The 20,723-nt window shown below is 62.0% G+C and carries 26 protein-coding genes and 1 tRNA gene; 15 read left to right on the top strand and 12 right to left on the bottom strand.

Annotated features, from left to right (window positions below):
• Window positions 1-58 precede the first annotated feature (58 nt).
• From NKJ20_RS01445 to NKJ20_RS01420, 6 genes are all read right to left on the bottom strand, one after another.
• Window positions 59-1,498 carry a hypothetical protein gene (locus tag NKJ20_RS01445; protein ID WP_352742159.1) on the bottom strand — a complete coding sequence of 480 codons (1,440 nt, stop codon included), beginning with the start codon at window positions 1,496-1,498 and terminating at the stop codon, window positions 59-61.
• Window positions 1,499-1,648: 150 nt separating this feature from the next.
• Window positions 1,649-1,831, bottom strand: a complete 183-nt coding sequence (locus tag NKJ20_RS01440) for a hypothetical protein (protein ID WP_352677561.1) — start codon at window positions 1,829-1,831, stop codon at window positions 1,649-1,651.
• Entirely contained in the window at window positions 1,831-2,022 is a 192-nt protein-coding gene (locus NKJ20_RS01435) for a DUF3606 domain-containing protein (protein WP_352742158.1), read from the bottom strand. The genes NKJ20_RS01440 and NKJ20_RS01435 overlap by 1 nt, the downstream gene beginning before the upstream one ends.
• 115 nt (window positions 2,023-2,137) lie before the next feature.
• Window positions 2,138-2,416, bottom strand: coding sequence for a DUF982 domain-containing protein (locus NKJ20_RS01430; protein WP_352702984.1), 279 nt, complete (start codon window positions 2,414-2,416; stop codon window positions 2,138-2,140).
• A 73-nt stretch (window positions 2,417-2,489) separates the two neighbouring features.
• Window positions 2,490-2,720, bottom strand: a complete 231-nt coding sequence (locus NKJ20_RS01425; protein WP_352702982.1) for a hypothetical protein — start codon at window positions 2,718-2,720, stop codon at window positions 2,490-2,492.
• Window positions 2,721-3,125: 405 nt separating this feature from the next.
• Window positions 3,126-3,560: a DUF3597 domain-containing protein gene (locus tag NKJ20_RS01420; protein ID WP_352742155.1), complete on the bottom strand. Its 435-nt coding sequence runs from the start codon at window positions 3,558-3,560 to the stop codon at window positions 3,126-3,128.
• A gap of 306 nt (window positions 3,561-3,866) precedes the next feature.
• Here NKJ20_RS01420 and NKJ20_RS01415 point away from each other — a divergent pair, with 306 nt between their 5' ends.
• The 5 genes from NKJ20_RS01415 to NKJ20_RS01395 all read left to right on the top strand — a co-directional run bounded on the left by NKJ20_RS01415 (window position 3,867) and on the right by NKJ20_RS01395 (window position 7,088).
• Window positions 3,867-4,292: a cupin domain-containing protein gene (locus NKJ20_RS01415; RefSeq protein WP_352742153.1), complete on the top strand. Its 426-nt coding sequence runs from the start codon at window positions 3,867-3,869 to the stop codon at window positions 4,290-4,292.
• A 120-nt stretch (window positions 4,293-4,412) separates the two neighbouring features.
• Entirely contained in the window at window positions 4,413-5,021 is a 609-nt protein-coding gene (locus tag NKJ20_RS01410; RefSeq protein WP_352742151.1) for a YdeI/OmpD-associated family protein, read from the top strand.
• 457 nt (window positions 5,022-5,478) lie between these two features.
• A complete protein-coding gene (locus NKJ20_RS01405) occupies window positions 5,479-5,751 on the top strand; it encodes a hypothetical protein (RefSeq protein WP_352448287.1) in 273 nt (90 codons plus the stop codon).
• 271 nt (window positions 5,752-6,022) lie between these two features.
• Window positions 6,023-6,430 carry a hypothetical protein gene (locus tag NKJ20_RS01400; RefSeq protein ID WP_352448423.1) on the top strand — a complete coding sequence of 136 codons (408 nt, stop codon included), beginning with the start codon at window positions 6,023-6,025 and terminating at the stop codon, window positions 6,428-6,430.
• A gap of 382 nt (window positions 6,431-6,812) precedes the next feature.
• Window positions 6,813-7,088, top strand: coding sequence for an Arm DNA-binding domain-containing protein (locus NKJ20_RS01395; RefSeq protein ID WP_352742149.1), 276 nt, complete (start codon window positions 6,813-6,815; stop codon window positions 7,086-7,088).
• 111 nt (window positions 7,089-7,199) lie between these two features.
• Here NKJ20_RS01395 and NKJ20_RS01390 read toward each other — a convergent pair whose 3' ends face one another.
• Window positions 7,200-7,505 (bottom strand): hypothetical protein, encoded by a 306-nt coding sequence (locus NKJ20_RS01390; RefSeq protein ID WP_352719647.1) that lies wholly within the window; start codon window positions 7,503-7,505, stop codon window positions 7,200-7,202.
• 284 nt (window positions 7,506-7,789) lie between these two features.
• Window positions 7,790-7,879 (bottom strand) — tRNA-Ser (locus NKJ20_RS01385).
• Window positions 7,880-8,308: 429 nt separating this feature from the next.
• Between NKJ20_RS01385 and NKJ20_RS01380 the strand changes: the two genes are divergently transcribed.
• The 3 genes from NKJ20_RS01380 (at window position 8,309) to NKJ20_RS01370 (ending at window position 10,566) form a co-directional block, all read left to right on the top strand.
• Entirely contained in the window at window positions 8,309-8,632 is a 324-nt protein-coding gene (locus NKJ20_RS01380; RefSeq protein ID WP_352448284.1) for a hypothetical protein, read from the top strand.
• A 66-nt stretch (window positions 8,633-8,698) separates the two neighbouring features.
• Window positions 8,699-9,361 carry a peptide-methionine (S)-S-oxide reductase MsrA gene (msrA, locus tag NKJ20_RS01375; protein ID WP_352448283.1) on the top strand — a complete coding sequence of 221 codons (663 nt, stop codon included), beginning with the start codon at window positions 8,699-8,701 and terminating at the stop codon, window positions 9,359-9,361.
• Window positions 9,362-9,576: 215 nt separating this feature from the next.
• Complete coding sequence (locus NKJ20_RS01370; protein WP_292657345.1) at window positions 9,577-10,566, top strand: BMP family lipoprotein; 990 nt, start codon at window positions 9,577-9,579, stop codon at window positions 10,564-10,566.
• An 84-nt stretch (window positions 10,567-10,650) separates the two neighbouring features.
• On the opposite strand, the gene NKJ20_RS01365 is transcribed toward NKJ20_RS01370, so the two are convergent.
• Window positions 10,651-10,860, bottom strand: a complete 210-nt coding sequence (locus NKJ20_RS01365) for a SlyX family protein (protein WP_031211352.1) — start codon at window positions 10,858-10,860, stop codon at window positions 10,651-10,653.
• A gap of 181 nt (window positions 10,861-11,041) precedes the next feature.
• Between NKJ20_RS01365 and NKJ20_RS01360 the strand changes: the two genes are divergently transcribed.
• Genes NKJ20_RS01360 through deoA form a run of 6 tightly spaced genes read left to right on the top strand, consistent with a single transcriptional unit; the run spans window position 11,042 to window position 17,216 of the window.
• Complete coding sequence (locus NKJ20_RS01360; RefSeq protein ID WP_352742147.1) at window positions 11,042-12,574, top strand: ABC transporter ATP-binding protein; 1,533 nt, start codon at window positions 11,042-11,044, stop codon at window positions 12,572-12,574.
• On the top strand, window positions 12,571-13,710 hold the full coding sequence (locus NKJ20_RS01355; protein WP_352677550.1) for an ABC transporter permease: 1,140 nt from the start codon (window positions 12,571-12,573) through the stop codon (window positions 13,708-13,710). Before NKJ20_RS01360 ends, NKJ20_RS01355 begins: the two co-directional genes overlap by 4 nt.
• A 1-nt stretch (window position 13,711) precedes the next feature.
• Window positions 13,712-14,683 (top strand): ABC transporter permease, encoded by a 972-nt coding sequence (locus tag NKJ20_RS01350; protein WP_352742145.1) that lies wholly within the window; start codon window positions 13,712-13,714, stop codon window positions 14,681-14,683.
• 6 nt (window positions 14,684-14,689) lie between these two features.
• On the top strand, window positions 14,690-15,082 hold the full coding sequence (gene cdd / locus NKJ20_RS01345; RefSeq protein WP_352488680.1) for a cytidine deaminase: 393 nt from the start codon (window positions 14,690-14,692) through the stop codon (window positions 15,080-15,082).
• The gene (locus NKJ20_RS01340; protein WP_352448279.1) at window positions 15,079-15,897 is read left to right on the top strand and encodes a purine-nucleoside phosphorylase; all 819 of its coding nucleotides are present in this window, start codon (window positions 15,079-15,081) and stop codon (window positions 15,895-15,897) included. Before cdd ends, NKJ20_RS01340 begins: the two co-directional genes overlap by 4 nt.
• Window positions 15,897-17,216, top strand: a complete 1,320-nt coding sequence (gene deoA / locus NKJ20_RS01335; RefSeq protein WP_352742143.1) for a thymidine phosphorylase — start codon at window positions 15,897-15,899, stop codon at window positions 17,214-17,216. Before NKJ20_RS01340 ends, deoA begins: the two co-directional genes overlap by 1 nt.
• Before the next feature lie 109 nt (window positions 17,217-17,325).
• Here the strand turns inward: deoA and NKJ20_RS01330 are convergent, their stop codons facing one another.
• The 3 genes from NKJ20_RS01330 to NKJ20_RS01320 form a co-directional block, all read right to left on the bottom strand.
• Window positions 17,326-17,886 (bottom strand): TIGR02281 family clan AA aspartic protease, encoded by a 561-nt coding sequence (locus tag NKJ20_RS01330; protein WP_352742141.1) that lies wholly within the window; start codon window positions 17,884-17,886, stop codon window positions 17,326-17,328.
• A gap of 100 nt (window positions 17,887-17,986) precedes the next feature.
• Window positions 17,987-18,616: a uracil phosphoribosyltransferase gene (upp, locus tag NKJ20_RS01325; RefSeq protein ID WP_023675320.1), complete on the bottom strand. Its 630-nt coding sequence runs from the start codon at window positions 18,614-18,616 to the stop codon at window positions 17,987-17,989.
• 141 nt (window positions 18,617-18,757) lie between these two features.
• The gene (locus NKJ20_RS01320) at window positions 18,758-19,732 is read right to left on the bottom strand and encodes an adenosine deaminase (protein WP_352742139.1); all 975 of its coding nucleotides are present in this window, start codon (window positions 19,730-19,732) and stop codon (window positions 18,758-18,760) included.
• Window positions 19,733-19,899: 167 nt separating this feature from the next.
• Between NKJ20_RS01320 and ubiE the strand changes: the two genes are divergently transcribed.
• Window positions 19,900-20,676, top strand: coding sequence for a bifunctional demethylmenaquinone methyltransferase/2-methoxy-6-polyprenyl-1,4-benzoquinol methylase UbiE (gene ubiE / locus NKJ20_RS01315; RefSeq protein WP_352742137.1), 777 nt, complete (start codon window positions 19,900-19,902; stop codon window positions 20,674-20,676).
• Window positions 20,677-20,723 lie beyond the last annotated feature (47 nt).

Here is a 20,723-nt window from a genome sequence, read left to right as displayed (position 1 = left end):
CGGCGCTGGCCACAGCTTCAGGGGGGAGGTGCGCACCGGCGCGCGAAGCTGCCGGGGCTCAGTCCGCGCGGGTGTAGATCACCGCGTAATCGTCCGCATAGGCCCGCTTCCAGCCCAGTTGGTCGAAGAACGGAATGCGGCTGTCGTCGGCGGTCAACAATGCCCAGCCTATCGTATATTTGTCGAGTTGGGCTTTCAGGATCGGCTTGCCCCGGCTGTGCCCAGTCTGCTCATCCGTTTCCGTAAAGCCATTCAGGAAGAGCTGATCCGCGCGGCCGTCAATAAACGTCCTGATGCCATGAAAAATCAGCGTACCGCCGAAATCGTAGGAGTTCAGCAGATTGCCCGACAGATTATGGGTTTGGGCGAAGGCCAGTGCGTCCCTCGCCGAGGTCTTCTGGCTCGGCGCGACCGGATAGGTCGTGAAGGCGGCAGCCGCCAAAACCAGCAAAACGGCAAGTCCAGCGCAAATCCTGGAAAATTTCCGTGCGAAAAATTGTTCAAGTCCGTCGCGCTTTTCCGCCGCCCATTTCTCGGCTGAAAGCACTGGATATTGTTGCGCGACCTCGACGGTAAGGACCACCGGCACGAGAAGAAAGAACAGGTACATGAACCGTATGTGGGTGAGATAGACGTGCAACGTGAAGACAAGGAACAGCGCCTTGGCCCAGCCAATGCGCAATCTCGACACGAGCAGCCCGAAAAACGCCACCAGCAGGGCCAGCTCCTGGAGGGTGTGCCGCGAGGCGTCGAAGGGTTGCCACTCCGCAATGTAAGGCACCGCCTCATTGCCATAGGCCACGGTGAATGTGGCGAGTATGGCCTTGACGCCATAGGGATTGAGCAGGCTGACCAGCGGGCAAAGCAGCCCGAAAACGATCCACTTGGCCAGCAGCCGGGGGTTCGACAAGCGTGTGCGCATGACGAGATCGAGGCCGGCGAAGGCGGCGATGACGAAACCGAAGGTGAAGGTGGCATGGAGATTGGCCCACAGGCAAAGCAGCGCCAGCAGCCATAAGGGCGGTGCTTTCTCGTTGCGTGCGGCCTGGAAAAGACCGGCGGTCCAGACGACGATGATGGGCAAGGTAAAGATGTGCGGCCGGGCGACATAGATTGGCCCGATCACGAGCGCGAGCACCAGCGTCAGTCCTATCGCCAGCGTCGGCTTCAACCACGCGCTGAGATACCACGACGTCAAGAAGGCCGTCAGCGCGATTACCGCAGTCGCCAGCAGCACCACGCCGTTCCAACCGCCGGCTTCATAGGCAATTGCAAGGAGAACCTGGCTAAGCCATTCCTTGGCGATCCATGGCTGGCCGGCAAAAGTGTAGGAGTAAATGTCGATGGTCGGGAATGTGCGGCTTGCCAGCATATCAATGCCGACCTTAATGTGCCACCAGCTATCGGGATCCTGCAGGAGGGAGGTGGCAAAGGCGAGGAGCGCCGCCGCCATCACAACCGCGGCCAACAGGCAAAACACCAGCCTCACATGCTGCATGTCATCTATCGACGGCCTCGCCTCACCAGACATCCCGCGCATATGGCATCCCTGAGCCGCGATAGCGGAAGGCATAGGCCGAATTTGTTAGAAAACCGATAAGCCGCAGGATTGCGGCCCCTATGCCGCGCGTCCAATCGGCTCGGCGGCTTAGCCCTCGGCCTTGAAGTTCTTGGCTTCCTTCTCGACCTTCGGGTTGTCCTTGCCGTGCTTGCGCATCAGATCCTTCGCCTGCTTCGGCGAAACGTCGGTGGTTTCGGCCAGGTGCAGAGCCTCCTTTTCGTCCGGATCGCGCGTCTTGCGGTCGGCCATTGCGGTTTTCTTGTCAGCCATTACAACGCTCTTATGCTCTCGGCGATTTCGTTCAGCACCTTGCGGTCGGTGCCGTGGCGCTTGATCAGCGTACGGGCCTGATCCGGGGTAATGCCCGCTTCCTCGGCGAAATGATGTACCTCATAATCTTCGCCGCCGCCCGCCACTCGTGAGCGGTCGCGACTATCGGTCTTGGTTTTGTCGTCGGCCATGCCAGCTCTCCTCATCTCGACGAGAGCATAACGGGCAAGATTTCAGCGAGTTCCTTCGAGCGTGTCGCCCAATTGCCTGCCCTCGGGCATGACCCGGTATGCGCGGCGATTTTGCTCAAAACAAGGGCTTGGTGTCAGGCCGGCCTTCGCGCACAAAAAGGCTGGCCTCTTTGGCGGCCGCGGTGAATGCCCGTCGAGCGCTGCCAACCGCCCGCCGCTGCTCCAGGGCGTCCATCATTGCTTGCAAGGCCGAGCGGTATTTCGGCCCGCGCTTTTCGTTCGGCCACTTTTCGACCAGCAGTGATGCGGCCTCGACCGCCCGCGTCACCGTCAGGATGCGTCCGTTCCGCCCAGTTTCGATTGTCACGGGAACGTCGAATTGTTCATCACGCATGGCACCATTCCACAACTCAAGCGAGATAAGTTTTGCGGACTGAACGGTGCAGCCTGGTATTCGTTCCGGATTGCTAACGGGAGCGATGGTCGAACACGACCCCCATGGTCCTACCAACGGCCGTCATGACGATAAGCTCGACCAGATCGTCGTCACTGTCGCCGCAGGCTGGGGCCGTCCGGCGAAGGATGTCCAGCATCGCCCTCGTCGATATGGTGTCGCCGGCGCCGAATCTTGAAAGCGCAGATGAAACAAGCTCTTGGGCCGTCAAGTCGGCGACAGTCACCCTCTGCACCACGTTCATTGGCTTCCTCCCACCATGAACCCTCGCCCGGGAGAATGATACGCCGAACGTCGCGTTTCGCCAGCAAAATGGTGGTCCTACCAGCGTGCGGACGGCGACCGAAAATCATCGGTTTTGAGTGAGACAAGCCGGGCGAGGCGGCAGCGCTTTTGTGCCATGCGACTTCGCCACAGACCCAATCCCGGCGGCCGGGATGGGTCCCAATTTATTTACTTTGCAGTTTGATGGCTTGGCAGTCTGGTTTGCTCGGTTGCGGCTGAAGTCAGCGCAGCAAGACCGCGGTGCGGACAGGACTAGATCGGTTCGTCGTTTCACGGAAGCGCCGAACCGGTCTGTCTTTTTTGCTTGACGCAATGCCGGGCGGAAACCGTTCACATTTTTCCCGGAATTGCTTGTCTTATGACTCTAGGCGGCCAGATCGCCCGGAAGCTTGCCGCCATTCTCGGCCAGCTTTTTCATCAGTGCGTCGTGCAGCCACAGATTCATCGTTACAGTGTCGTTCATATCGCCGGTGTAGTTCAGCTCGTGGGCAAGCTCCTTGCGGGCGCCGAGGCTGCTGTCGATATTCAGAGCCTTCATCAGGTCGACGATCGAATTCTTCCAGTTGAGTTTCTGCCCCTTCGCGGCCACCGCCTTGTCGAGAATGGCAGCGATGTCTGGGGCGGAGGACGGCGCGGCCGGCGCGGCCGGAGCCGGGGTTGCAGCCGGGGCGGATCGGGTAGGCGCCGTCGGCTGCGTGGCCGTGCTCGGAGCCGGCGCGGCAGACGGTTGCGCCGACGGCGCTTCGGCCGCAACCGCGCTTCCGAAAATCGCACCTTTGATACTGTCGAAAATGCCCATTGGCTCGACGGTGTGTTGCCTTGACGGTCGGTGAGGCGACCGTTGCCGAATGCCGCATTGAGCGCCCTGGTTGTACCTGACCACGAACGCAACGCAGGGGCAACTCAAAACTGGCTAAAAGGTAAAGGCTTGGTTGCATTGGGGAATCGGCTCAGTGATCCGGCCCGAGAGTAGAATAGGTCGGATCGCGGCCCGACAAATCGTCACGCGCAATAGGCGAGGGAACGGTCAGCAGCCAGTTTTGCTGACGCAGACCAGAAAAATCATCTAGATTCGTGTTCGCAATTCGCTGAGAGGAACGAAGCCGTGACAGCAGTCGTCGCATCCGACAGGCTCGAACGTTCGCTGGTTTGGGCAGAGGACGATCCGTCGGTCAAATGGGCCGGCGCTTTCGCGGTTTGCGGCGGGCACGGCACCACCCAGTCCTCGGTCATTGTCTACGAGATCGAGCCCGGCAAGCGGCTCGGCTGGCACAGCGACGCCACCGAAGAGACGCAATACATCATCGCCGGCACCGGCGAGCTGCACATCGAGGGCGGCAGCACCCACCCGGTCGGGCCCGGCAGCGTCCTGGTACTTCCGACGCCGGTCCGGCACGACCTCGTCAACACCGGCACCGAAACCCTGCGCGCCGTCGCTTTCTTTGCGGCGGCGATGTTCACGCAGACATTCGACAACGTCATGCTGCCGCCGAAATCCCATGTCCTCGGAACGCCCAATCGTGCGGGCTGAATGCGTGCCGGCGAGAATCACCAGGCCTGCGGATTGCGGACTCGGAGCTGATATGAGCGCGCGCGCGGCCGGCAAGCGGTTTGGCGTCGTTACGCGCTCGCGTCATGGGCGGACCGGCTGATGGCGCCCGTCAAGGTCGACCCCGCCAAGGTGCGCGAGTTCAGGGATGCCGAAAGCTTCCATGCCTGGCTTGGCGAGCATCACGACAGCGAGGACGAAGTCTGGATCAAGATCCATAGGCTCGATTCGGGACTGCCGTCGATCACTCCGAAGCAAGCCATCGACGTGGCGTTGTGCTGGGGCTGGATCGATGCGGTGCGCAAGGCCTTGGACGGCAAAAGCTACCTGCAGCGCTACACCCCGCGCGGCAAGAAGAGCATCTGGAGCCAGATCAATGTCGACAATGTCGCTCGGCTGATCGAGGAGGGCCGGATGACCGAGCATGGGCTGAGGCAGGTCGAGGCAGCCAAGGCCGACGGCCGCTGGGCGCGCGCCTACAAGAGCGGCAAGGAGATGAAGATCCCCGACGACCTCCAGGCGGCAATAGACGCCGAGCCCATGGCGAAAGAGATGCTGGCAAAACTCAGCCAGCAAAACCGCTTCGCGCTCGCCTTCCGCATCCACAACATGAAAACCGAAGCCGGACGCAAGAAGAAGATCGCGGCTTTCGTGGAGATGCTGAAGCGCGGCGAGACGATCTATCCGCAACGAAATCGCGATTCTGGATGAGCATTTGGCCGCGCTTGCCTGCTGCGTCGTGTGCTCGCCCTGTCGGCGAGCCCCGAATGCGGCCGGATCGCAGCTCAAGCGCATTCCTGGCGATGTCGCCGACGATTTGTTTTCGACCAGCGTCGCCTGACATTTCGACTCCATTTCTCATTCGTTTAATCGATGTAGGAACAAAGCTCCGTCCCCACAGTCGGCATACGTATATTAGCAGGCGCTTCTATGACGTTTTTTGCCCATTCAGGAGCCGACTGGCACGTGGGCCGTGTTTGATGCGACGGTGGACGTGCCTGCGGACTTCGCTGGCAGTTGCCTTATCGGCTTGCCGCGGGAGCGGGCGGAGTGGCTCGCAGCAAGAGCCAATCGAGATGCTGCAAAAGGCACTTCGATTTGCCGGTTGTCAGTTGCCGGGCCAACACAAGCCGCGGTTCTTAGACTTAGACCGATAGGAGAGACTTCGATGATGCACGAACAGGTAATGGAAGCTGCGTTGGCAGCCAGGAACCAGGAAGTGGATATTTGTGGTGTCTTCGACATCACCAACAAAACCGATGCGCCAATTGGCTCTCGCCGATTGGGCGAGGCTATCCACTTTGTCGCCAATGCACCTATCGTTGGCTATGATGTTCACGCCGCCGTCATCAGATATGGCCCACTCGGAACCCCCAGCCTCAGAGCAACAGATTGCGAACAGCTGTGGGAGAAGTTTGGCGAGGCCCTGCTGCAACACTGACGGGCAGACCTTTGGCGCGTATGGGCACCACCATCGCGCAGGACAGTTCGCTAGCGAGAACGACATCGAAGCCTGGCCGGTGATGTTGCAATTAAATTAGCGTAAGCGCATATTTTTTGCAGGCTGGACTCGCAACCGGCCAGGCCCGGCGACCGGTCGCCAACGGGCTGTCAGGCCGGCAACACATGCTTCCGCAGGCCCGACGGTCCCTTGGCAAGATCGCCGGAACCACAGCATGATGCGGCGGCAAAACGGGTTTGGGAGAAATAGCATGCCTAAAGTTTCGGAGCTCTTTTTCAAGACAGCCATCGTCTTTCTTATTCTGGGAATTGCAGCTGGCCTGCAGATGGCAATTTCAGGCGATCACGGCGCGTTTCCGGCACACGCGCACATCAATCTGCTGGGGTGGGTCACCAGTGCAATATTCGGCGGCTATTATGCGCTGAATCCGGCGAAGGCTGCCCGCAGGAGCGCCATGATCCACTACGGCGTCTACAATCTCGGCCTGGTCGTGATGCTGCCGGCTCTTTACCTGATGCTGCAGGGAAACCCGGCGCTCGAGCCGATCGTCGCCACCGGCTCAATGATTGTCGCTGTCGCCGTGCTGATCTTTGCCTTCGTGGTTTTCTCCGCCGAAACAGAGCGCTCGGTCTCGGGAATACAAGCGGTCCCGCGCTAGACGGGGCGGCGATGGCGCCGAGTCGACCAAGCCCGTGCTTCTGGTGAAGCGCGGGCCGATTGGTTGTAGGCTGATCTGAGGTAAGGGTGCGGCGAAGATGAAAGCCGCTCCGTAGCCTTCGCGCCCCCTCTGCCTGCCCCAAGATACCTGCACCGCAGCGGCAGTAGCCATCCAGCGTCCCTTTAGGCTGGCGAACCGGTGAGATTTATCTGTCGGAGAGAGCGGCAGCCAGTCGGCTGTTCGTCTGCGGCCAATAGCGTCCAATAACGCTTTGAAATCAAGTTGTTAATTTTTCAGTTCGTCCAACGACATTCATTGCCGTCCAACAAAATCGCCGATACAATGTGGGTGAAAATGTGGGGTGGGGTGAGTTGGGCGGACGATGCAAAAATCGGGAAAGCACCCGGACAAGGCGCTAAGCGCGATCGAGGTGCGGCAGGCTAAGACTCCGGGACGATATGCCGATGGCAATGGCCTTTACCTCGTCGTGGACCCGTCGGGAGCGAAGCGTTGGCTCCTCCGGATCATCGTCCATGGCAGGCGTAGAGACATCGGATTGGGCGGCACGTCGATCATCCCGCTCGCCGATGCACGAGAAACCGCGCTAGCTTACCGCAAGAAGAGCCCAAATTTCGTGCGCGCAAACCGGATTCGATGACAAAATTTGCAGGCCGCGAACGCAAAATTCTACCCGCGCGAAGCACTATCAGAGGCAAAAATCAGCATGCAGAACAGCCAAAAATCGCTGCGCGGGCCCCAAGTGTCCCCTCTATTTGATCGTCAATCGACCGGTTAAATGCAACAATAGAAACAGCGCAAAGGACACAGTAACGGCAGCGAGAACTGCGATGCACGCCTTTCTTTCGGTCGGCTTGGCGTATCGCATCAGTATCAAGAGACCAAAAATGGAAGCCAGCGGAATCAGGTATTGCCTGACTAATTCGGGCTCCCCAATCCAAGCTCCGGGTACATCGTAGCGGAACATGTGCCAGATCAGTGAAGCAGTCAGTGCCGCATGCATCAATGCCAGCAGCCCAAGTACAGCGATGGCAATCCACTTCAGTATCGTCACCATCTTTCGCTCCCCACAGGATCGGGCGACAGGTCAAAATCAAAGCCTCTCCACACACCCGCCAACGTCGCCGTCGTCCCAGTAGTGACAGGACCATCCGGCCCCAGACTCACATAGTTGGAGGGGCGCTCAACTTCGCTCCACAATGAAGCGCTCTTGCTAGAGATAGCGTCCAGAGAAAGCCTGTGACAGCCATTTTAATCCACACAATTATGTGGGGCAAAAAGTGGGTCAAATACTGCGAGCCATGAAATTTATTAGGTATTTCAGCAATTTGGCGAGGCAACTGGCGGAGAGAGCGGGATTCGAACCCGCGTTACGGTTTCCCGTAAACACACTTTCCAGGCGTGCGCCTTCAACCACTCGGCCACCTCTCCGTCTTTTTAGCATTTTCGACGCGGCCGGTTTCGCCGCGCGGGTTGGGGAGATGCATCTCCTTTGGGATTCCGGCCGGAATTCCGGCCGTGGGCGCCGTCAACCAGCGGATACCCTTTCCCCGCACCCGAGCCGTCAAAGCAACAGGCGCGGGGCTCATCTAGTCGATCCGGTGCCGAATGCCAAGACATAACGGCAGTCTATTCGCTTTGCCGGATACGGATGCTCAGCCCATGTTATCGGAGCACCCGTTGGGAGCCTATCGAAAGGAGCGGCGGAGGTGTGCTTGCCGTCCCCGGCGCGCCGACGGTTTCGGCGAACCCGGCTGCCGTAGGTTCAACTTCGCGTGTCGCGATTGCGGATAAAGCACGCAGATCCTATTTAACAGTCCACACGACATTCTGATAAACTCCTGGGGAGGAAGGGTCCGGATGTTCCGCTTTATCTTCCGTCTTGCCGCAATGATTGCGCTTTCGGTTTCGGTCATCATGGCCGTGCTCGATGCGACCCGCTCGGTGGCGGCTTCGGCGCTGGTGATGACCCCGCTCAACACCAGCTGGCTCGCTGTCTCGCCGGATACGCGCAGCGCCTTCGAAAGCTTCGTCCGCGATAAGATCAACCCACTGCTGTGGGACGGTGCCATCGCCTGGGTGCTCAGCCAGCCCGGCTTTGCCGTGTTCGCGGTGCTGGCGTTCATTCTTTATGCCATCGGTTACAGGCGGCAGCGCCCCAGCGGGCGGTTCGCCGCAACCTGACATTTCCAGCCTGACCCGGTGTTCCCGTACCAGGAAGGCTCAACCAAGAAGAAAAGGAAGCCACACATGTTTCTCAGCGACATGCTGAACAAGAAGCTCAACCTGCCGAAACCCTCCGAGGCGTTGCCCGGCCGCGACCGGCCGATCCCGACCGCATCGAAGCACTTTGTCTCGAACAGGCCGCTCAAGGGTCCTTATCCCGAAGGGATGGAAACGGCGATGTTCGGCCTGGGCTGCTTCTGGGGCGCCGAGCGCCTGTTCTGGCAAGTCGAGGGCGTCTGGGTCACGGCGGCCGGCTATGCCGGCGGCGTCACGCCCAACCCGACCTATCAGGAAACCTGCACGGGGCTCACCGGCCATGCCGAAGTCGTGCTCGTCGTCTACGACCCCAAGATCGTGTCTTATGCCGAGCTCTTGAAGCTGTTCTGGGAAAGCCACGACCCGACGCAAGGCATGCGCCAGGGCAATGATGTCGGCACCACTTACCGCTCGGCGATCTATACGTTCAACGACGCTCAACACCAGGCTGCGATCGCCTCGCGCGACGCCTACGAGGCTTCGCTGCGCGGCGCCGGACGCGGCAAGATCACCACGGAGATCGCGCCGGCGCCGGAATTCTACTTCGCCGAGGAAGACCACCAGCAATATCTGGCGAAGAACCCCTACGGCTATTGCGGCCTGCAGGGAACCGGCGTCTCCTGCGCCATTCCGGCCGCCGTCTCCGCCTGATTTTATGCCCCTGACGCAAGGAATATGCTGTGGCGCCGCGATGCGGCGCCATGCTTTTCCAAAAGGTCAAAATTCCACGTGAATTTTGTTTCGGGCCGTGCCAGATTGACCCGAAGCGGGAGGAAGACACTCCTGCCCGACACCGCACGCCTGCCGGAGAACCGGGCCGGCATGCGATGCATAATGGACAAATAACCGACAGGGGTGTGGATCACATGAAACGTATCGTTCTCGGCCTCATGGCCGCAGCTGCAATGGTTCTTCCGGCCTTCGCCGCGGACATTCAACCCGCGATCCTCTATGATCTCGGCGGCAAGTTCGACAAGTCGTTCAACGAGGCGTCCTTCCACGGCGCTGAAAAGTTCAAGACCGAGACCGGCATCCCCTATGTGGAATTCGAGGTCAGCAACGCCACCCAGCGCGAGCAGGCGCTGCGCCGTTTCGCCGAGGACGGCCGCAACCCGATCGTCATGGCGGGCTTCTCGTGGGCTGACGCGCTTGACAAGATCGCCACCGAGTTCCCCGATACCAAATTCGCCATCATCGACATGGTCGTCGACAAGCCCAATGTCCGCTCGCTGGTCTATAAGGAGCAGGAAGGCTCCTACCTCGTCGGCGTGATGGCGGCGATGGCTTCCAAGACCAAGAAGGTCGGCTTCGTCGGCGGCATGGACATTCCGCTGATCCGCAGGTTTGGCTGCGGCTATGTCGGCGGCGCCAAGGCGGCCGGCGCCACCGACGTCATCCAGAACATGACCGGCGATACGCCAGCGGCCTGGAACGATCCGGCCAAGGGCGGCGAGATCGCCAAGACGCAGATCGACCAGGGCGCCGACGTGGTCTACGCGGCGGCAGGCGGCACCGGTGTCGGCGTGCTGCAGGCAGCGGCCGACGCCGGCAAGCTCGGCATCGGCGTCGATTCCAACCAGAACGGCCTGCAGCCCGGCAAGGTGCTGACCTCCATGGTCAAGCGCGTCGACGTTGCCGTCTACAACACCTTCATGGATGCCAAGGACGGCAAGTTCACGGCCGGCGTTAACGATCTCGGCCTCAAGGAAGGGGGCGTCGACTACGCCATGGACGACAACAACAAGGCGCTTGTCGACGATGCGATGAAGGCGGCGGTCGAAAAAGCCAAGGCCGACATCATCGCCGGCACCATCAAGGTGCACGACTACATGTCGGACAATGCCTGCCCGTATTGATCGATTGCCGTTATTGATCGACTGGCACTGCTGAACTGACGAGCCGCCGGGTGAAAGCCCGGCGGTTTTGTCTTGTCGGCCCGCTCACCAGTGCGGCGGCTTGGTCACCGGCACGTCGGGTGCGGCCTGTTCCTCCAGCGCCAGGAAGCGCTCGGCCAGCGCGTCGAGCTTGCGCTGCATGCGCTCGATCACCTTCCACTGCTCGGCGATCTGGCCGGACAGTTCCTCGATGGTCTTCTCCTGCTCGGCGGCGCGGATTTCCAGCGTCGTCAGCCGGTCCTCGGGCATGGTCATTTGAAATCCTCGATCAGGCGATTGTGCAGGCTGCGGCCACGTTGGAAATTGACAAGCATGGCGGGATTTGTCGAGAGTGAACCCTGCTCCGGCCAATTGGTACGGACCCAATTGGCACAGACTGGGCGTCATGCTAGGCGTTTGACCAAGCGGTAAAAAAATAACAGTGGGAACAGGCTGCATGGCGCAAGCCGCAATCGAGCTGATCGGCATCGACAAGAGCTTTGGCGCCGTGCGCGCCAACCGCGACATCAATCTGGAGATTATGCGCGGCACTATCCATGGCATCGTCGGCGAAAACGGCGCCGGCAAGTCGACGCTGATGTCGATCCTCTATGGTTTCTACCAGGCCGATTCCGGCGAGATCCGTGTCGGCGGCCAGCCGGCATCGATCAAGACACCGAACGATGCGATCGCGCTCGGCATCGGCATGGTGCATCAGCACTTCATGCTGGTCGACAATTTCTCGGTGCTGGAAAACGTCATTCTCGGCGCCGAAAGCGATGCGCTGCTGAAGAAGAGCATCGCCAAGGCGCGTTCCGAGCTGGAGCGGCTCGAGCGCGAATACGGGCTCGAAGTCGATCCCGACGCCATCATCGAGGAGTTGCCGGTCGGCCTGCAGCAACGCGTCGAAATCCTCAAGGCGCTCTATCGCGGCGCCGAGATCCTGATCCTCGACGAGCCGACAGGCGTGCTGACGCCGGCCGAGGCCGACCACCTGTTCCGCATCCTCAAGCAGTTGAAGGAGCAGGGCAAGACGATCGTGCTGATCACCCACAAGCTGCGCGAGATCATGGCGATCACCGACACCGTCTCGGTGATGCGCCAGGGCACGATGGTGGCGACCGGGGAGACCAAGAAGACTACGGTCGAGGAACTGGCCGAGCTGATGGTCGGCCGGCGCGTGCTGCTGCGCGTCGAGAAGGGCGAGGCGAAGGCCGGTGGCGTCAAGCTCGCGGTCAAGAACCTGACGGTCAAGGATTCCCGCGGCGTCACCATGGTCGACGACGTCTCCTTCGACGTCCATGCCGGCGAGATCGTCGGCATTGCCGGCGTCGCCGGCAACGGGCAGTCCGAATTGCTCGAGGCGATTTCCGGCATCAGGCATGCCGTTTCGGGCTCGGTCATGCTCGACGGCAAGCCGATCGACCTCACCGGCGCCGCCGACCCTGGCGAGCTGCGCGAGCGCGGCCTTGCCCATGTGCCGGAGGACCGCCATCATGTCGGCCTGGTGCTGGCCTTCGAGGAGAACGAGAATTCGATCCTCGGCTACCAGGACGACGAGCGCTATCTAAAGGGGCCGTTCCTCGACATCGACGCCATCCGTAACGATGCCAGGGACAAGATCGTCAAATACGACATCCGACCGGCGGACTGCCGCCTCAAGACCGCCAATTTCTCCGGCGGCAACCAGCAGAAGATCGTGCTGGCGCGGGAAATGGAACAGGATCCCGGCGTGTTGATCGTCGGCCAGCCGACCCGCGGCGTCGATGTCGGCGCCATCGAATTCATCCACAAGCGCCTCATCGCCATGCGCGTCCAGGGCAAGGCGGTGCTGGTGGTTTCGGTCGAGCTCGACGAGATCCGCTCGCTGTCCGACCGCATCCTGGTGATGTTTGCCGGCCGCATCGTCGGCGAACGCGGCCCCGACGCGACCGAGGGCGAGCTCGGCCTGCTGATGGCCGGCGTCGAGCAGCGCGAGGCGGCGGAATGAGCACTCCCTATGCCAAGCTGCCGGCCTGGGCCGACTACGTCCTGATCCCGCTGATCAACCTGTTCGTCGCCTTCGTCGTTGCCGGCTTCGTCGTCATATTGGTTGGCGAGAACCCACTGCGTGCGGCCGTCGTCCTGGTCGAGGGTGCCTTCGGCCGCGGCCAAGGCATCGCGTTCACGCTTTTCTATGCCACCACCTTCATCTTCAGCGGGCTTTCGGTAGCGGTTGCGGCGCATTGCGGCCTGTTCAACATCGGTGGCGAGGGCCAGGGCTATATCGCCGGTCTCGGCATTGGCATTGTTTGCCTGGCCTTCGACAGCGTGCTGCCTTGGTGGCTGACCTTCCCGATCGCCATTATCGCCGCCGCGGCGATGGGCGCGCTATGGGCGCTGATCCCGGCCTATCTGCAGGCCAAGCGCGGCTCGCACATCGTCATCACCACCATCATGTTCAATTTCATCGCCGCCAGCGTCATGGTCTATGCGCTGGTGGGGATGCTGAAGCCGCCCGGCTCGATGGCGCCGCAGACGCGCACCTTCCTCGAAGGCGCGCAATTGCCGAAGCTCAACTGGGTCATCGAATTGTTCGGCGCCAAAATCCGTTCGGCGCCATTCAACGTCAGTTCCCTGCTGGCGCTAGCCATGGCCTTTCTGGTGTGGGTGCTGATCTGGCGCACGAAGCTCGGCTACGAGATGCGCACCTATGGCCACAGCCCGAAAGCGGCGCGTTATGCCGGGATTTCGGAGATCCGCATCATCATCATCGCGATGATGATCTCGGGCGCGCTGGCCGGCATGATGGCGCTCAACCCGACGATGGGCGACCAGCACAATGTCGCGCTCGAATTCGTTTCGGGCGCCGGTTTCGTCGGCATCGCGGTGGCACTGATGGGACGCCTGCACCCGGTCGGCATCGTGCTGGCGGCGGTCCTGTTCGGCATGCTTTACCAGGGCGGCGCCGAGCTCGCCTTCGAGATGCCGGCGATCAGCCGCGACATGATCGTCATCATCCAGGGCCTCGTGATCCTGTTCGCCGGCGCGCTCGAGCATATGTTCCGGCCCTATGTCCAGGCGCTGTTCGCCTCGCTCAGCCCGAGATCAGTCGGCATGGAAGCGGTCAAGGGGAAGGGCGCCTGAGATGGATTTCTTCAACGCTATCGTGCAGGTCCTGGACTCGACCATCCGCCTTTCGGTCCCCTTGCTGCTCGCCTGCCTCGCCGGCCTCTATTCGGAGCGGGCCGGCGTCTTCGACATCGGGCTCGAGGGCAAGATGCTTGTCGGAGCCTTCGCCGGTGCGGCCGCCGCCTCGGTCTTTCACTCGGCCTTAATCGGCCTCGGCATGGCCATCCTCATCTCGGTCGCCTTCGCGCTGATCCACGGCTTTGCCTCGATCACCCATCGCGGCAACCAGATCGTTTCCGGCGTCGCGATCAATTTCATTGCCGCCGGATCGACGATTATGCTCGGCCAGGCCTGGTTCCAGCAAGGCGGGCGCACGCCGGCGCTCGCCGCCGGCGAGCGCTTCGAAGCAATCGTCTGGCCCGGCGCGGATGCGCTCAGGGGCGTTCCGATCCTCGGGCCGATCTATTCGGAACTCATCTCCGGCCACTCCGTGCTGGTCTATCTCGCCTTCCTGGCCGTGCCGTTCACCTGGTGGGTGCTGTTTCGCACCCGCTTCGGGCTCCGCCTGCGCGCCGTCGGCGAGAACCCGGCCGCGGTCGACACCGCCGGCATATCAGTCGCCTGGCTGCGCTATCGGGCGCTGATCTGCACCGGCGTGCTCACCGGCATTGCCGGAGCCTATCTGTCGATGGTGCAGAATGGCGGCTTCGTGAAGGACATGACCGCCGGCAAGGGCTATATCGCGCTGGCCGCGCTGATCTTCGCCAAATGGAAACCGGTCAACGCCATGTTCGCCTGCCTGCTGTTCGGCTTCCTCGACGCCGCGTCGATCCGCCTGCAAGGCACGCCGCTGCCGCTGATCGGCAAGGTGCCGGTGCAATTCATGCAGGCGCTGCCCTATGTGCTGACCGTCATCCTGCTTGCCGGCTTCATCGGCAAGGCAATCCCGCCGCGCGCCGGCGGCGTGCCTTATGTCAAGGAACGCTGATCTATCATGGCTCATGATCTGTTCGAAGCGGCGAAAGCCGCCATGGCCAAGGCCTATGCGCCCTATTCGAAATTTCCGGTCGGCGCGGCGTTGCGCACCGAGGACGGCCGTGTCTTCACCGGCGCCAATGTCGAGATCGCGTCCTATCCGGAGGGCTGGTGCGCCGAAACCACCGCACTTGCCAACTACATCATGGGCGGCGGCGGCAAAATCACGGAAATCGCCGTGATCGCCGAACGCGTGGCAAAATGCTCGCCCTGCGGCGGCTGCCGGCAGCGGCTGGCGGAATTCTGCCGGCCGGAGACGAAGTTCTATCTCTGCGATGATAGCGGCGTGGTCGAGACCGTGACCATGGGCGAGTTGCTGCCATACGGGTTTGAAGGCGATGTGCTGAAATGAAGGAAGCGCTCGATCACCTCGTCGAAAGGCTGGACGGGCTGGCGCCGACTACCGCCTTGGTGCTGGGGTCAGGGCTTGGCGGGCTTGTCGACCAAGTCGAGGATGCGGTGCGAATCTCCTACGCCGACTTGCCGGGGTTTCCCCGAAGCGGAGTCAGCGGCCATGCCGGCGAGGTGGTGGCGGGGCTCTTTGCCGGCACGCCGGTGCTGATGCTGTCCGGCCGGGCGCATTATTACGAGCACGGCAACGCGGCGGCGATGCGGCCGGCACTCGAGGTGCTCGCCGGCCTCGGCATCTCCAGGCTGATCCTCACCAACGCCGCCGGTTCGGTCGATCCCGGGATGGGCCCGGGCTCGGTGATGCTGATCACCGATCACATCAATTTCTCGGGCTCCAACCCGCTGATCGGCGAACCGAGCGACCGCCGTTTCGTCGGCCTGACCGAAGCCTACGACGCCGGTCTCCGCTCCGCCATCGAGCAGGCGGCGAAGGCCACCGGCACCACGCTGCACAAGGGCGTCTATATGTGGTTCTCCGGCCCATGCTTCGAGACGCCCGCCGAGATCCGCATGGCGCGCGTCATGGGCGCCAACGCGGTCGGCATGTCGACGGTGCCGGAGGTCATCCTCGCCCGCTTCCTTGGGCTGCGCGTCGCCGCGTGTTCGGTCGTGACCAACCTTGCCGCCGGCATGACCGGAGCCGAGCTGTCGCACCAGGAGACCAAGGACATGGCGCCGGTCGGCGGCGCGCGGCTGGCGACCATTCTGCAGCGTGTTTTTCAGGACGGGCTTCCGGAGCACAGGGTAGACGCCTGATGCTTCCCCAGGAAATCATCCGCCGCAAGCGCGACGGTCAAAAACTCTCGGCTGAGGAGATATCGGCTTTCATCGAGGGCCTGACCGCCGGCACCGTCACCGACGCTCAGGTCGGGGCGTTCGCCATGGCGGTATTCTTCAACGGCATGAGCCGCGACGAGGCGGTGGCGCTGACTATGGCGATGCGCGATTCCGGCGATGTGCTCGACTGGTCGGATCTGCCCGGCCCTGTCACCGACAAGCATTCGACGGGCGGCGTCGGCGACAATGTCTCCTTGATGCTGGCGCCGATCGTCGCTGCCTGTGGCGCCTATGTGCCGATGATTTCCGGCAGGGGTCTCGGCCATACCGGCGGCACGCTGGACAAGATGGATGCCATCCCCGGCTATATCAGCCAGCCGGATGTTGCGCGGTTCCGCAAGACCGTGCTCGAAACCGGCTGCGCCATCATCGGCCAGACCGCCGATCTCGCACCCGCCGACGCCAGGCTCTACGCCATCCGCGATGTGACAGGAACGGTGGAATCGGTGCCGCTGATCACCGCCTCGATCCTGTCGAAGAAGCTGGCGGCCGGCCTTGGTTCGCTGGTGCTCGATGTCAAGGTCGGCAACGGCGCCTTCATGGAGAAATCGCGCGACGCAACCGCACTGGCCAACAGCCTGGTCGACGTCGCCAATGGCGCCGGCCTTAAGGCCTCGGCGCTGGTCACCGGCATGAACGAGCCGCTGGCGTCCGCCGCCGGCAATGCGGTCGAGGTGCGCAACGCCGTCGATTTTCTCACCGGCCGCTTTCGCGACCGGCGGCTGGAGGACGTGACGCTGGCGCTGGCCGCCGAGATGCTACAATCGGCAGGCCTGGTATCGTCCAACCAGGACGGCCTGCGCCGCGCCGCCGAAACGCTGGCCGGCGGCCGCGCCGCTTCCATCTTCGCGCGCATGGTGGCGGCACTGGGTGGTCCCGTCGACTTTGTCGACAATCCGGAAAAATATCTGCCGAAAGCGGCAACGGAATTCGCGGTCAAGGCGAGCGCGAACGGCTTTGTCACCGGCATCGCGACCCGCGAGATCGGGCTTGCCGTGGTCGGGCTTGGCGGCGGGCGGACGCGGCCCGACGACAGGATCGATCACGCCGTCGGCATCACCAGGCTGTTGCCGGTCGGCGCTGAAGTGCGGGCCGGCGAAGCGCTGGCGCTGGTCCATGCCCGCAATAGCGAGGATGCCGAAGCGGCCGCGGCCGCCGTGCTTTCGGCCTATACCATCGGCACTTCCAAACCGGCCACGGAGAAAACCGTCATCCGGCGGATCCTGCCGCGCGGGTAGAGCCATTCCGATGGTATCGGATGGGCTCTATCTTTCTTTGGACCACGATCTTGTCCGAAAACCGGTCCCCACTTTTCGCTGGCGCGGACCTGCGGTTCGGGATCACGTTCTACTGAACCAGCAGCAGCTTGCCGTCTTCGACCTGGTATTTTTCGAGCCGCTGCAGAAAGCTCATGCCGATCAGGTTGGTGTGCAGCGCCCTGTCGTCGAGCACGACGGCCTCGACGCCCTCGACGGTGATCTTGCCGATCTGCAGGCGATCAATCGTCACTACGGCGGCCTTGATCGCACCATTGGCGGTGTTGACCTGATGGCTGAAGTCCGCCGAATTGAGCGAGATGCCGATCCTGCGCGCGGTCGAACTGTTGATGGCGACGAGCGTGGCACCGGTATCGATCATGCCGTCGATCTGGCGGCCGTTCGACTTGAAGACCGACATGAAATGCCCGCGCGAGTCCGCGGTGACCACGACCTTGCGGCCGAGCGGCTGCGGCGTTGTGGGCCTGTCCGGGACGGCGGCGAGATTCAGGTCGGTTTGGGTGTCGGCCGGCCTGGCTCCGATGGCGGATTTCAACAGCCGCTCGATTACCTGTGAATTGGACTGATAGACGATGGGCAGCGATGCCGACGTTCCGGCAAACACGCCAAGGATGAGGAGCTTGCGCAGCATGGACCGGCCTTTGTGGTTGCCGATCCTTAGTCCGACATGGTGATTGCGGCTTTAACGAGTGCGGAAACCAGTCGTTTGCGTAAACAATCGGTAAACAGATCTATTTGGTGCCGTACATGCGGTCGCCGGCATCGCCGAGACCCGGCATGATGTAGCCCTTTTCGTTGAGCTGGCGGTCGATGGAAGCGGTGAAGACGGGAACATCGGGATGTGCCTGGGTAAACCGCTCGAGGCCCTCTGGTGCCGCCAACAGGCAGAGGAAGCGGATGTTGGTGGCACCGCGGCCTTTCAGCTTGTCGATCGCCGCGATCGCCGAATTGGCGGTCGCCAGCATCGGATCGACGACGATCACCAGCCGGTCGGCGAGGTCGCCCGGCGCCTTGAAGAAATACTCGACCGCTTCCAGCGTCTCATGGTCGCGATAGAGGCCGATATGGGCGACACGCGCCGCCGGCACCAGATCGAGCAGGCCTTCGAGCAAGCCGTTGCCGGCGCGCAGCACCGAGGCGAAGACCAGTTTCTTGCCCTCCAGCGTCGGCGCCTCCATCGTCTCGATCGGCGTCTCGATGGTCGTCGTCGTCAGTTCCAGGTTGCGGGTGACCTCGTAGCCGAGCAGCAGCGAGATCTCGCGCAGCAGCCGCCGGAAGCCGGCCGTCGAGGTTTCCTTCTTGCGCATGATGGTCAGCTTGTGCTGGACAAGCGGATGGTCGACGACGGTAACGCCCTTCATGGTGTTCTCCAACTGCGCAGGTGAATAGTGAATGGTGAATAGTGAATAGTGAACTGGTTTGCGAGTCCTTGGTTGCGCGGAAAACTCGCGGTTGACGAACCGAAGCGCCGGGTTCACCATTCACCATTCACCATTCACCATTCACCTGCCCTTGGCGCCGAGCCTGCCCAGCAGCACCGCCCTGGTCTTCCTGTCGACGAAGGCTGCCTCGATGGCCGTCCTGGTGACGGCGGTGAGCGCCTTGTCGTCCATCGCAAAATGCCCGGCAGCGATGTCGTATTCGCGTTTCAGCGAGGTCCAGAAATAGGGCGGGTCATCGGAGTTGAGCGTCACCTTGCAGCCCGCTGCCCGCAAGGCGGGGAAGGGATGGTCGGCGAAGCTGTCGAAGATTTTCAGGGCGATGTTGGAGCCAGGGCAGCATTCGAGCACGACGCCTTCGTCGGCGATGCGCCGCACAAGCTCGGGGTTCTCGATGGCGCGCACGCCATGGCCGATGCGAGACGGGCGGATGTGATCGAGTGCCGCCTCGACGCTCTCCCAGCCCATCAATTCGCCGGCATGGACGGTGATGCCGAGGCCGGCCTCGCGGGCGATTTCGAAGGCCCTGACATAATCTTCCAGGTCGCCTATCCGCTCGTCGCCGGCGACGCCGAAACCGGTGACCAGCGGATGCCCGCAGCGGGCGGCGAAACGCGCCGCCCGCTCGATCGATTCGACACCGAAATTGCGCACGCCGGTGACGATCATGCGGCCTTCGATGCCGGTCTTCGCCTTGGCGCGGGCCATGCCTTCGCCGAGCGCGTCGGTATAGGCCTTCGGCGACAGCCCGGCCTTGCCGGCATGGTCGGGCGAGGTGAAAACCTCGGAATAGATGGCGCCGTCGCGGGCGAGGCTGGTCAGGTAATGGTCGGCCAGCCGCGCATAGTCTTCTTCGGTGCGGAACAGGTCCGACGAGAAGTCGTAGGCGGCGAGGAAAGAGGTGAAGTCGTGCCAGACGAAGGAGCCGTCCTGGATGTAGGGCGAGGCATCCTTGCCGTATTTCTCAGCCTGGCGGAGGACGAGTTCAGGCGCCGCTGCCCCTTCGATGTGGCAGTGCAGTTCTGCTTTCAAAGGCATTCAATTATCCCGTCAGGCTTTTTCTTATGACGCAGGTTCTTGTCGGAAAACCGTGTGACACTTTTCCGGAACCTGCTTCGAAGCGCGGCCGAACACCGCGCCTTAAACAATAGCGCCCGCACCATCGATCGGCTATGGTCCCGCCGATTTTATGGCGGATCAAAACGATGTCGGTTGAAAGAACCACGGCTGCGGGCGGCATGGAAACCTCCTATGGTTTCAGGCGGGTAGGGCCAGGCGACAAGCAGTCCCTGGTCAATGATGTTTTCCACAAGGTGGCGAACCGCTACGACCTGATGAACGACCTGATGTCGGCCGGGTTGCATCGGTTGTGGAAGGACGCCATGGTCGCCTGGCTCAATCCACCGAAGCGGCCGGGCTGGAGCGTTCTCGACGTTGCCGGCGGCACCGGCGATGTCGCCTTCCGCATCGTCGAGGCGAGCGGCAGGCACGCTCATGCAACGGTTCTCGATATCAACGGCTCGATGCTCGCCGTCGGCCGCGACCGGGCCGAGAAAAAGGGCCTGTCGGCAAATACCGATTTCGTCGAGGCCAATGCCGAGGAACTGCCTTTTGCCAACGCTACTTTCGATGCCTACACCATTGCTTTCGGCATCCGCAACGTGCCGCGCATCGATGTGGCGCTTGCCGAAGCCTATCGCGTGCTGAAGCCTGGCGGGCGCTTTCTCTGCCTTGAATTTTCCGAGGTCGAGATGCCGCTGCTCGACAAGGTCTATGAAGCATGGTCGTTCAACGCCATTCCGCGGATCGGCAAGGTGGTGACCGGCGATGACGAGCCCTATTCCTATCTGGTCGAATCGATCCGCAAGTTTCCCAATCAGCAGAATTTCGCGGCGATGATTTCGCGCGCGGGCTTCGAGCGCGCCTCGTTCCGCAACTACTCCGGCGGCATCGCCGCGCTCCACTCGGGCTGGAAGCTTTGAGGCTGGCCCGTATCTTTCGTACTCAATGTGCTCTTCGCCGGTCCAGG

The sequence above is a fragment of the Mesorhizobium sp. M0185 genome (assembly GCF_040322175.1).
In the GTDB taxonomy this organism is placed as follows: Bacteria; Pseudomonadota; Alphaproteobacteria; order Rhizobiales; family Rhizobiaceae; genus Mesorhizobium.
Note: the sequence above shows the minus strand (reverse complement) of the source record. Positions and strands in the feature narration are given on the sequence as shown.

Bases quoted from the DNA above. Each gene is read 5' to 3' on its own strand.
- NKJ20_RS01445 (WP_352742159.1), bottom strand. From the start codon at position 1,498: ATGCAGCATGTGAGGCTGGTGTTTTGCCTGTTGGCCGCGGTTGTGATG.
- NKJ20_RS01440 (WP_352677561.1), bottom strand. From the start codon at position 1,831: ATGGCTGACAAGAAAACCGCAATGGCCGACCGCAAGACGCGCGATCCG.
- NKJ20_RS01435 (WP_352742158.1), bottom strand. From the start codon at position 2,022: ATGGCCGACGACAAAACCAAGACCGATAGTCGCGACCGCTCACGAGTG.
- NKJ20_RS01430 (WP_352702984.1), bottom strand. From the start codon at position 2,416: ATGCGTGATGAACAATTCGACGTTCCCGTGACAATCGAAACTGGGCGG.
- NKJ20_RS01425 (WP_352702982.1), bottom strand. From the start codon at position 2,720: ATGAACGTGGTGCAGAGGGTGACTGTCGCCGACTTGACGGCCCAAGAG.
- NKJ20_RS01420 (WP_352742155.1), bottom strand. From the start codon at position 3,560: ATGGGCATTTTCGACAGTATCAAAGGTGCGATTTTCGGAAGCGCGGTT.
- NKJ20_RS01410 (WP_352742151.1), top strand. From the start codon at position 4,413: ATGGCGCCCGTCAAGGTCGACCCCGCCAAGGTGCGCGAGTTCAGGGAT.
- NKJ20_RS01405 (WP_352448287.1), top strand. From the start codon at position 5,479: ATGATGCACGAACAGGTAATGGAAGCTGCGTTGGCAGCCAGGAACCAG.
- NKJ20_RS01400 (WP_352448423.1), top strand. From the start codon at position 6,023: ATGCCTAAAGTTTCGGAGCTCTTTTTCAAGACAGCCATCGTCTTTCTT.
- NKJ20_RS01395 (WP_352742149.1), top strand. From the start codon at position 6,813: ATGCAAAAATCGGGAAAGCACCCGGACAAGGCGCTAAGCGCGATCGAG.
- NKJ20_RS01390 (WP_352719647.1), bottom strand. From the start codon at position 7,505: ATGGTGACGATACTGAAGTGGATTGCCATCGCTGTACTTGGGCTGCTG.
- NKJ20_RS01380 (WP_352448284.1), top strand. From the start codon at position 8,309: ATGTTCCGCTTTATCTTCCGTCTTGCCGCAATGATTGCGCTTTCGGTT.
- msrA (WP_352448283.1), top strand. From the start codon at position 8,699: ATGTTTCTCAGCGACATGCTGAACAAGAAGCTCAACCTGCCGAAACCC.
- NKJ20_RS01370 (WP_292657345.1), top strand. From the start codon at position 9,577: ATGAAACGTATCGTTCTCGGCCTCATGGCCGCAGCTGCAATGGTTCTT.
- NKJ20_RS01365 (WP_031211352.1), bottom strand. From the start codon at position 10,860: ATGACCATGCCCGAGGACCGGCTGACGACGCTGGAAATCCGCGCCGCC.
- NKJ20_RS01360 (WP_352742147.1), top strand. From the start codon at position 11,042: ATGGCGCAAGCCGCAATCGAGCTGATCGGCATCGACAAGAGCTTTGGC.
- NKJ20_RS01355 (WP_352677550.1), top strand. From the start codon at position 12,571: ATGAGCACTCCCTATGCCAAGCTGCCGGCCTGGGCCGACTACGTCCTG.
- NKJ20_RS01350 (WP_352742145.1), top strand. From the start codon at position 13,712: ATGGATTTCTTCAACGCTATCGTGCAGGTCCTGGACTCGACCATCCGC.
- cdd (WP_352488680.1), top strand. From the start codon at position 14,690: ATGGCTCATGATCTGTTCGAAGCGGCGAAAGCCGCCATGGCCAAGGCC.
- NKJ20_RS01340 (WP_352448279.1), top strand. From the start codon at position 15,079: ATGAAGGAAGCGCTCGATCACCTCGTCGAAAGGCTGGACGGGCTGGCG.
- deoA (WP_352742143.1), top strand. From the start codon at position 15,897: ATGCTTCCCCAGGAAATCATCCGCCGCAAGCGCGACGGTCAAAAACTC.
- NKJ20_RS01330 (WP_352742141.1), bottom strand. From the start codon at position 17,886: ATGCTGCGCAAGCTCCTCATCCTTGGCGTGTTTGCCGGAACGTCGGCA.
- upp (WP_023675320.1), bottom strand. From the start codon at position 18,616: ATGAAGGGCGTTACCGTCGTCGACCATCCGCTTGTCCAGCACAAGCTG.
- NKJ20_RS01320 (WP_352742139.1), bottom strand. From the start codon at position 19,732: ATGCCTTTGAAAGCAGAACTGCACTGCCACATCGAAGGGGCAGCGGCG.
- ubiE (WP_352742137.1), top strand. From the start codon at position 19,900: ATGTCGGTTGAAAGAACCACGGCTGCGGGCGGCATGGAAACCTCCTAT.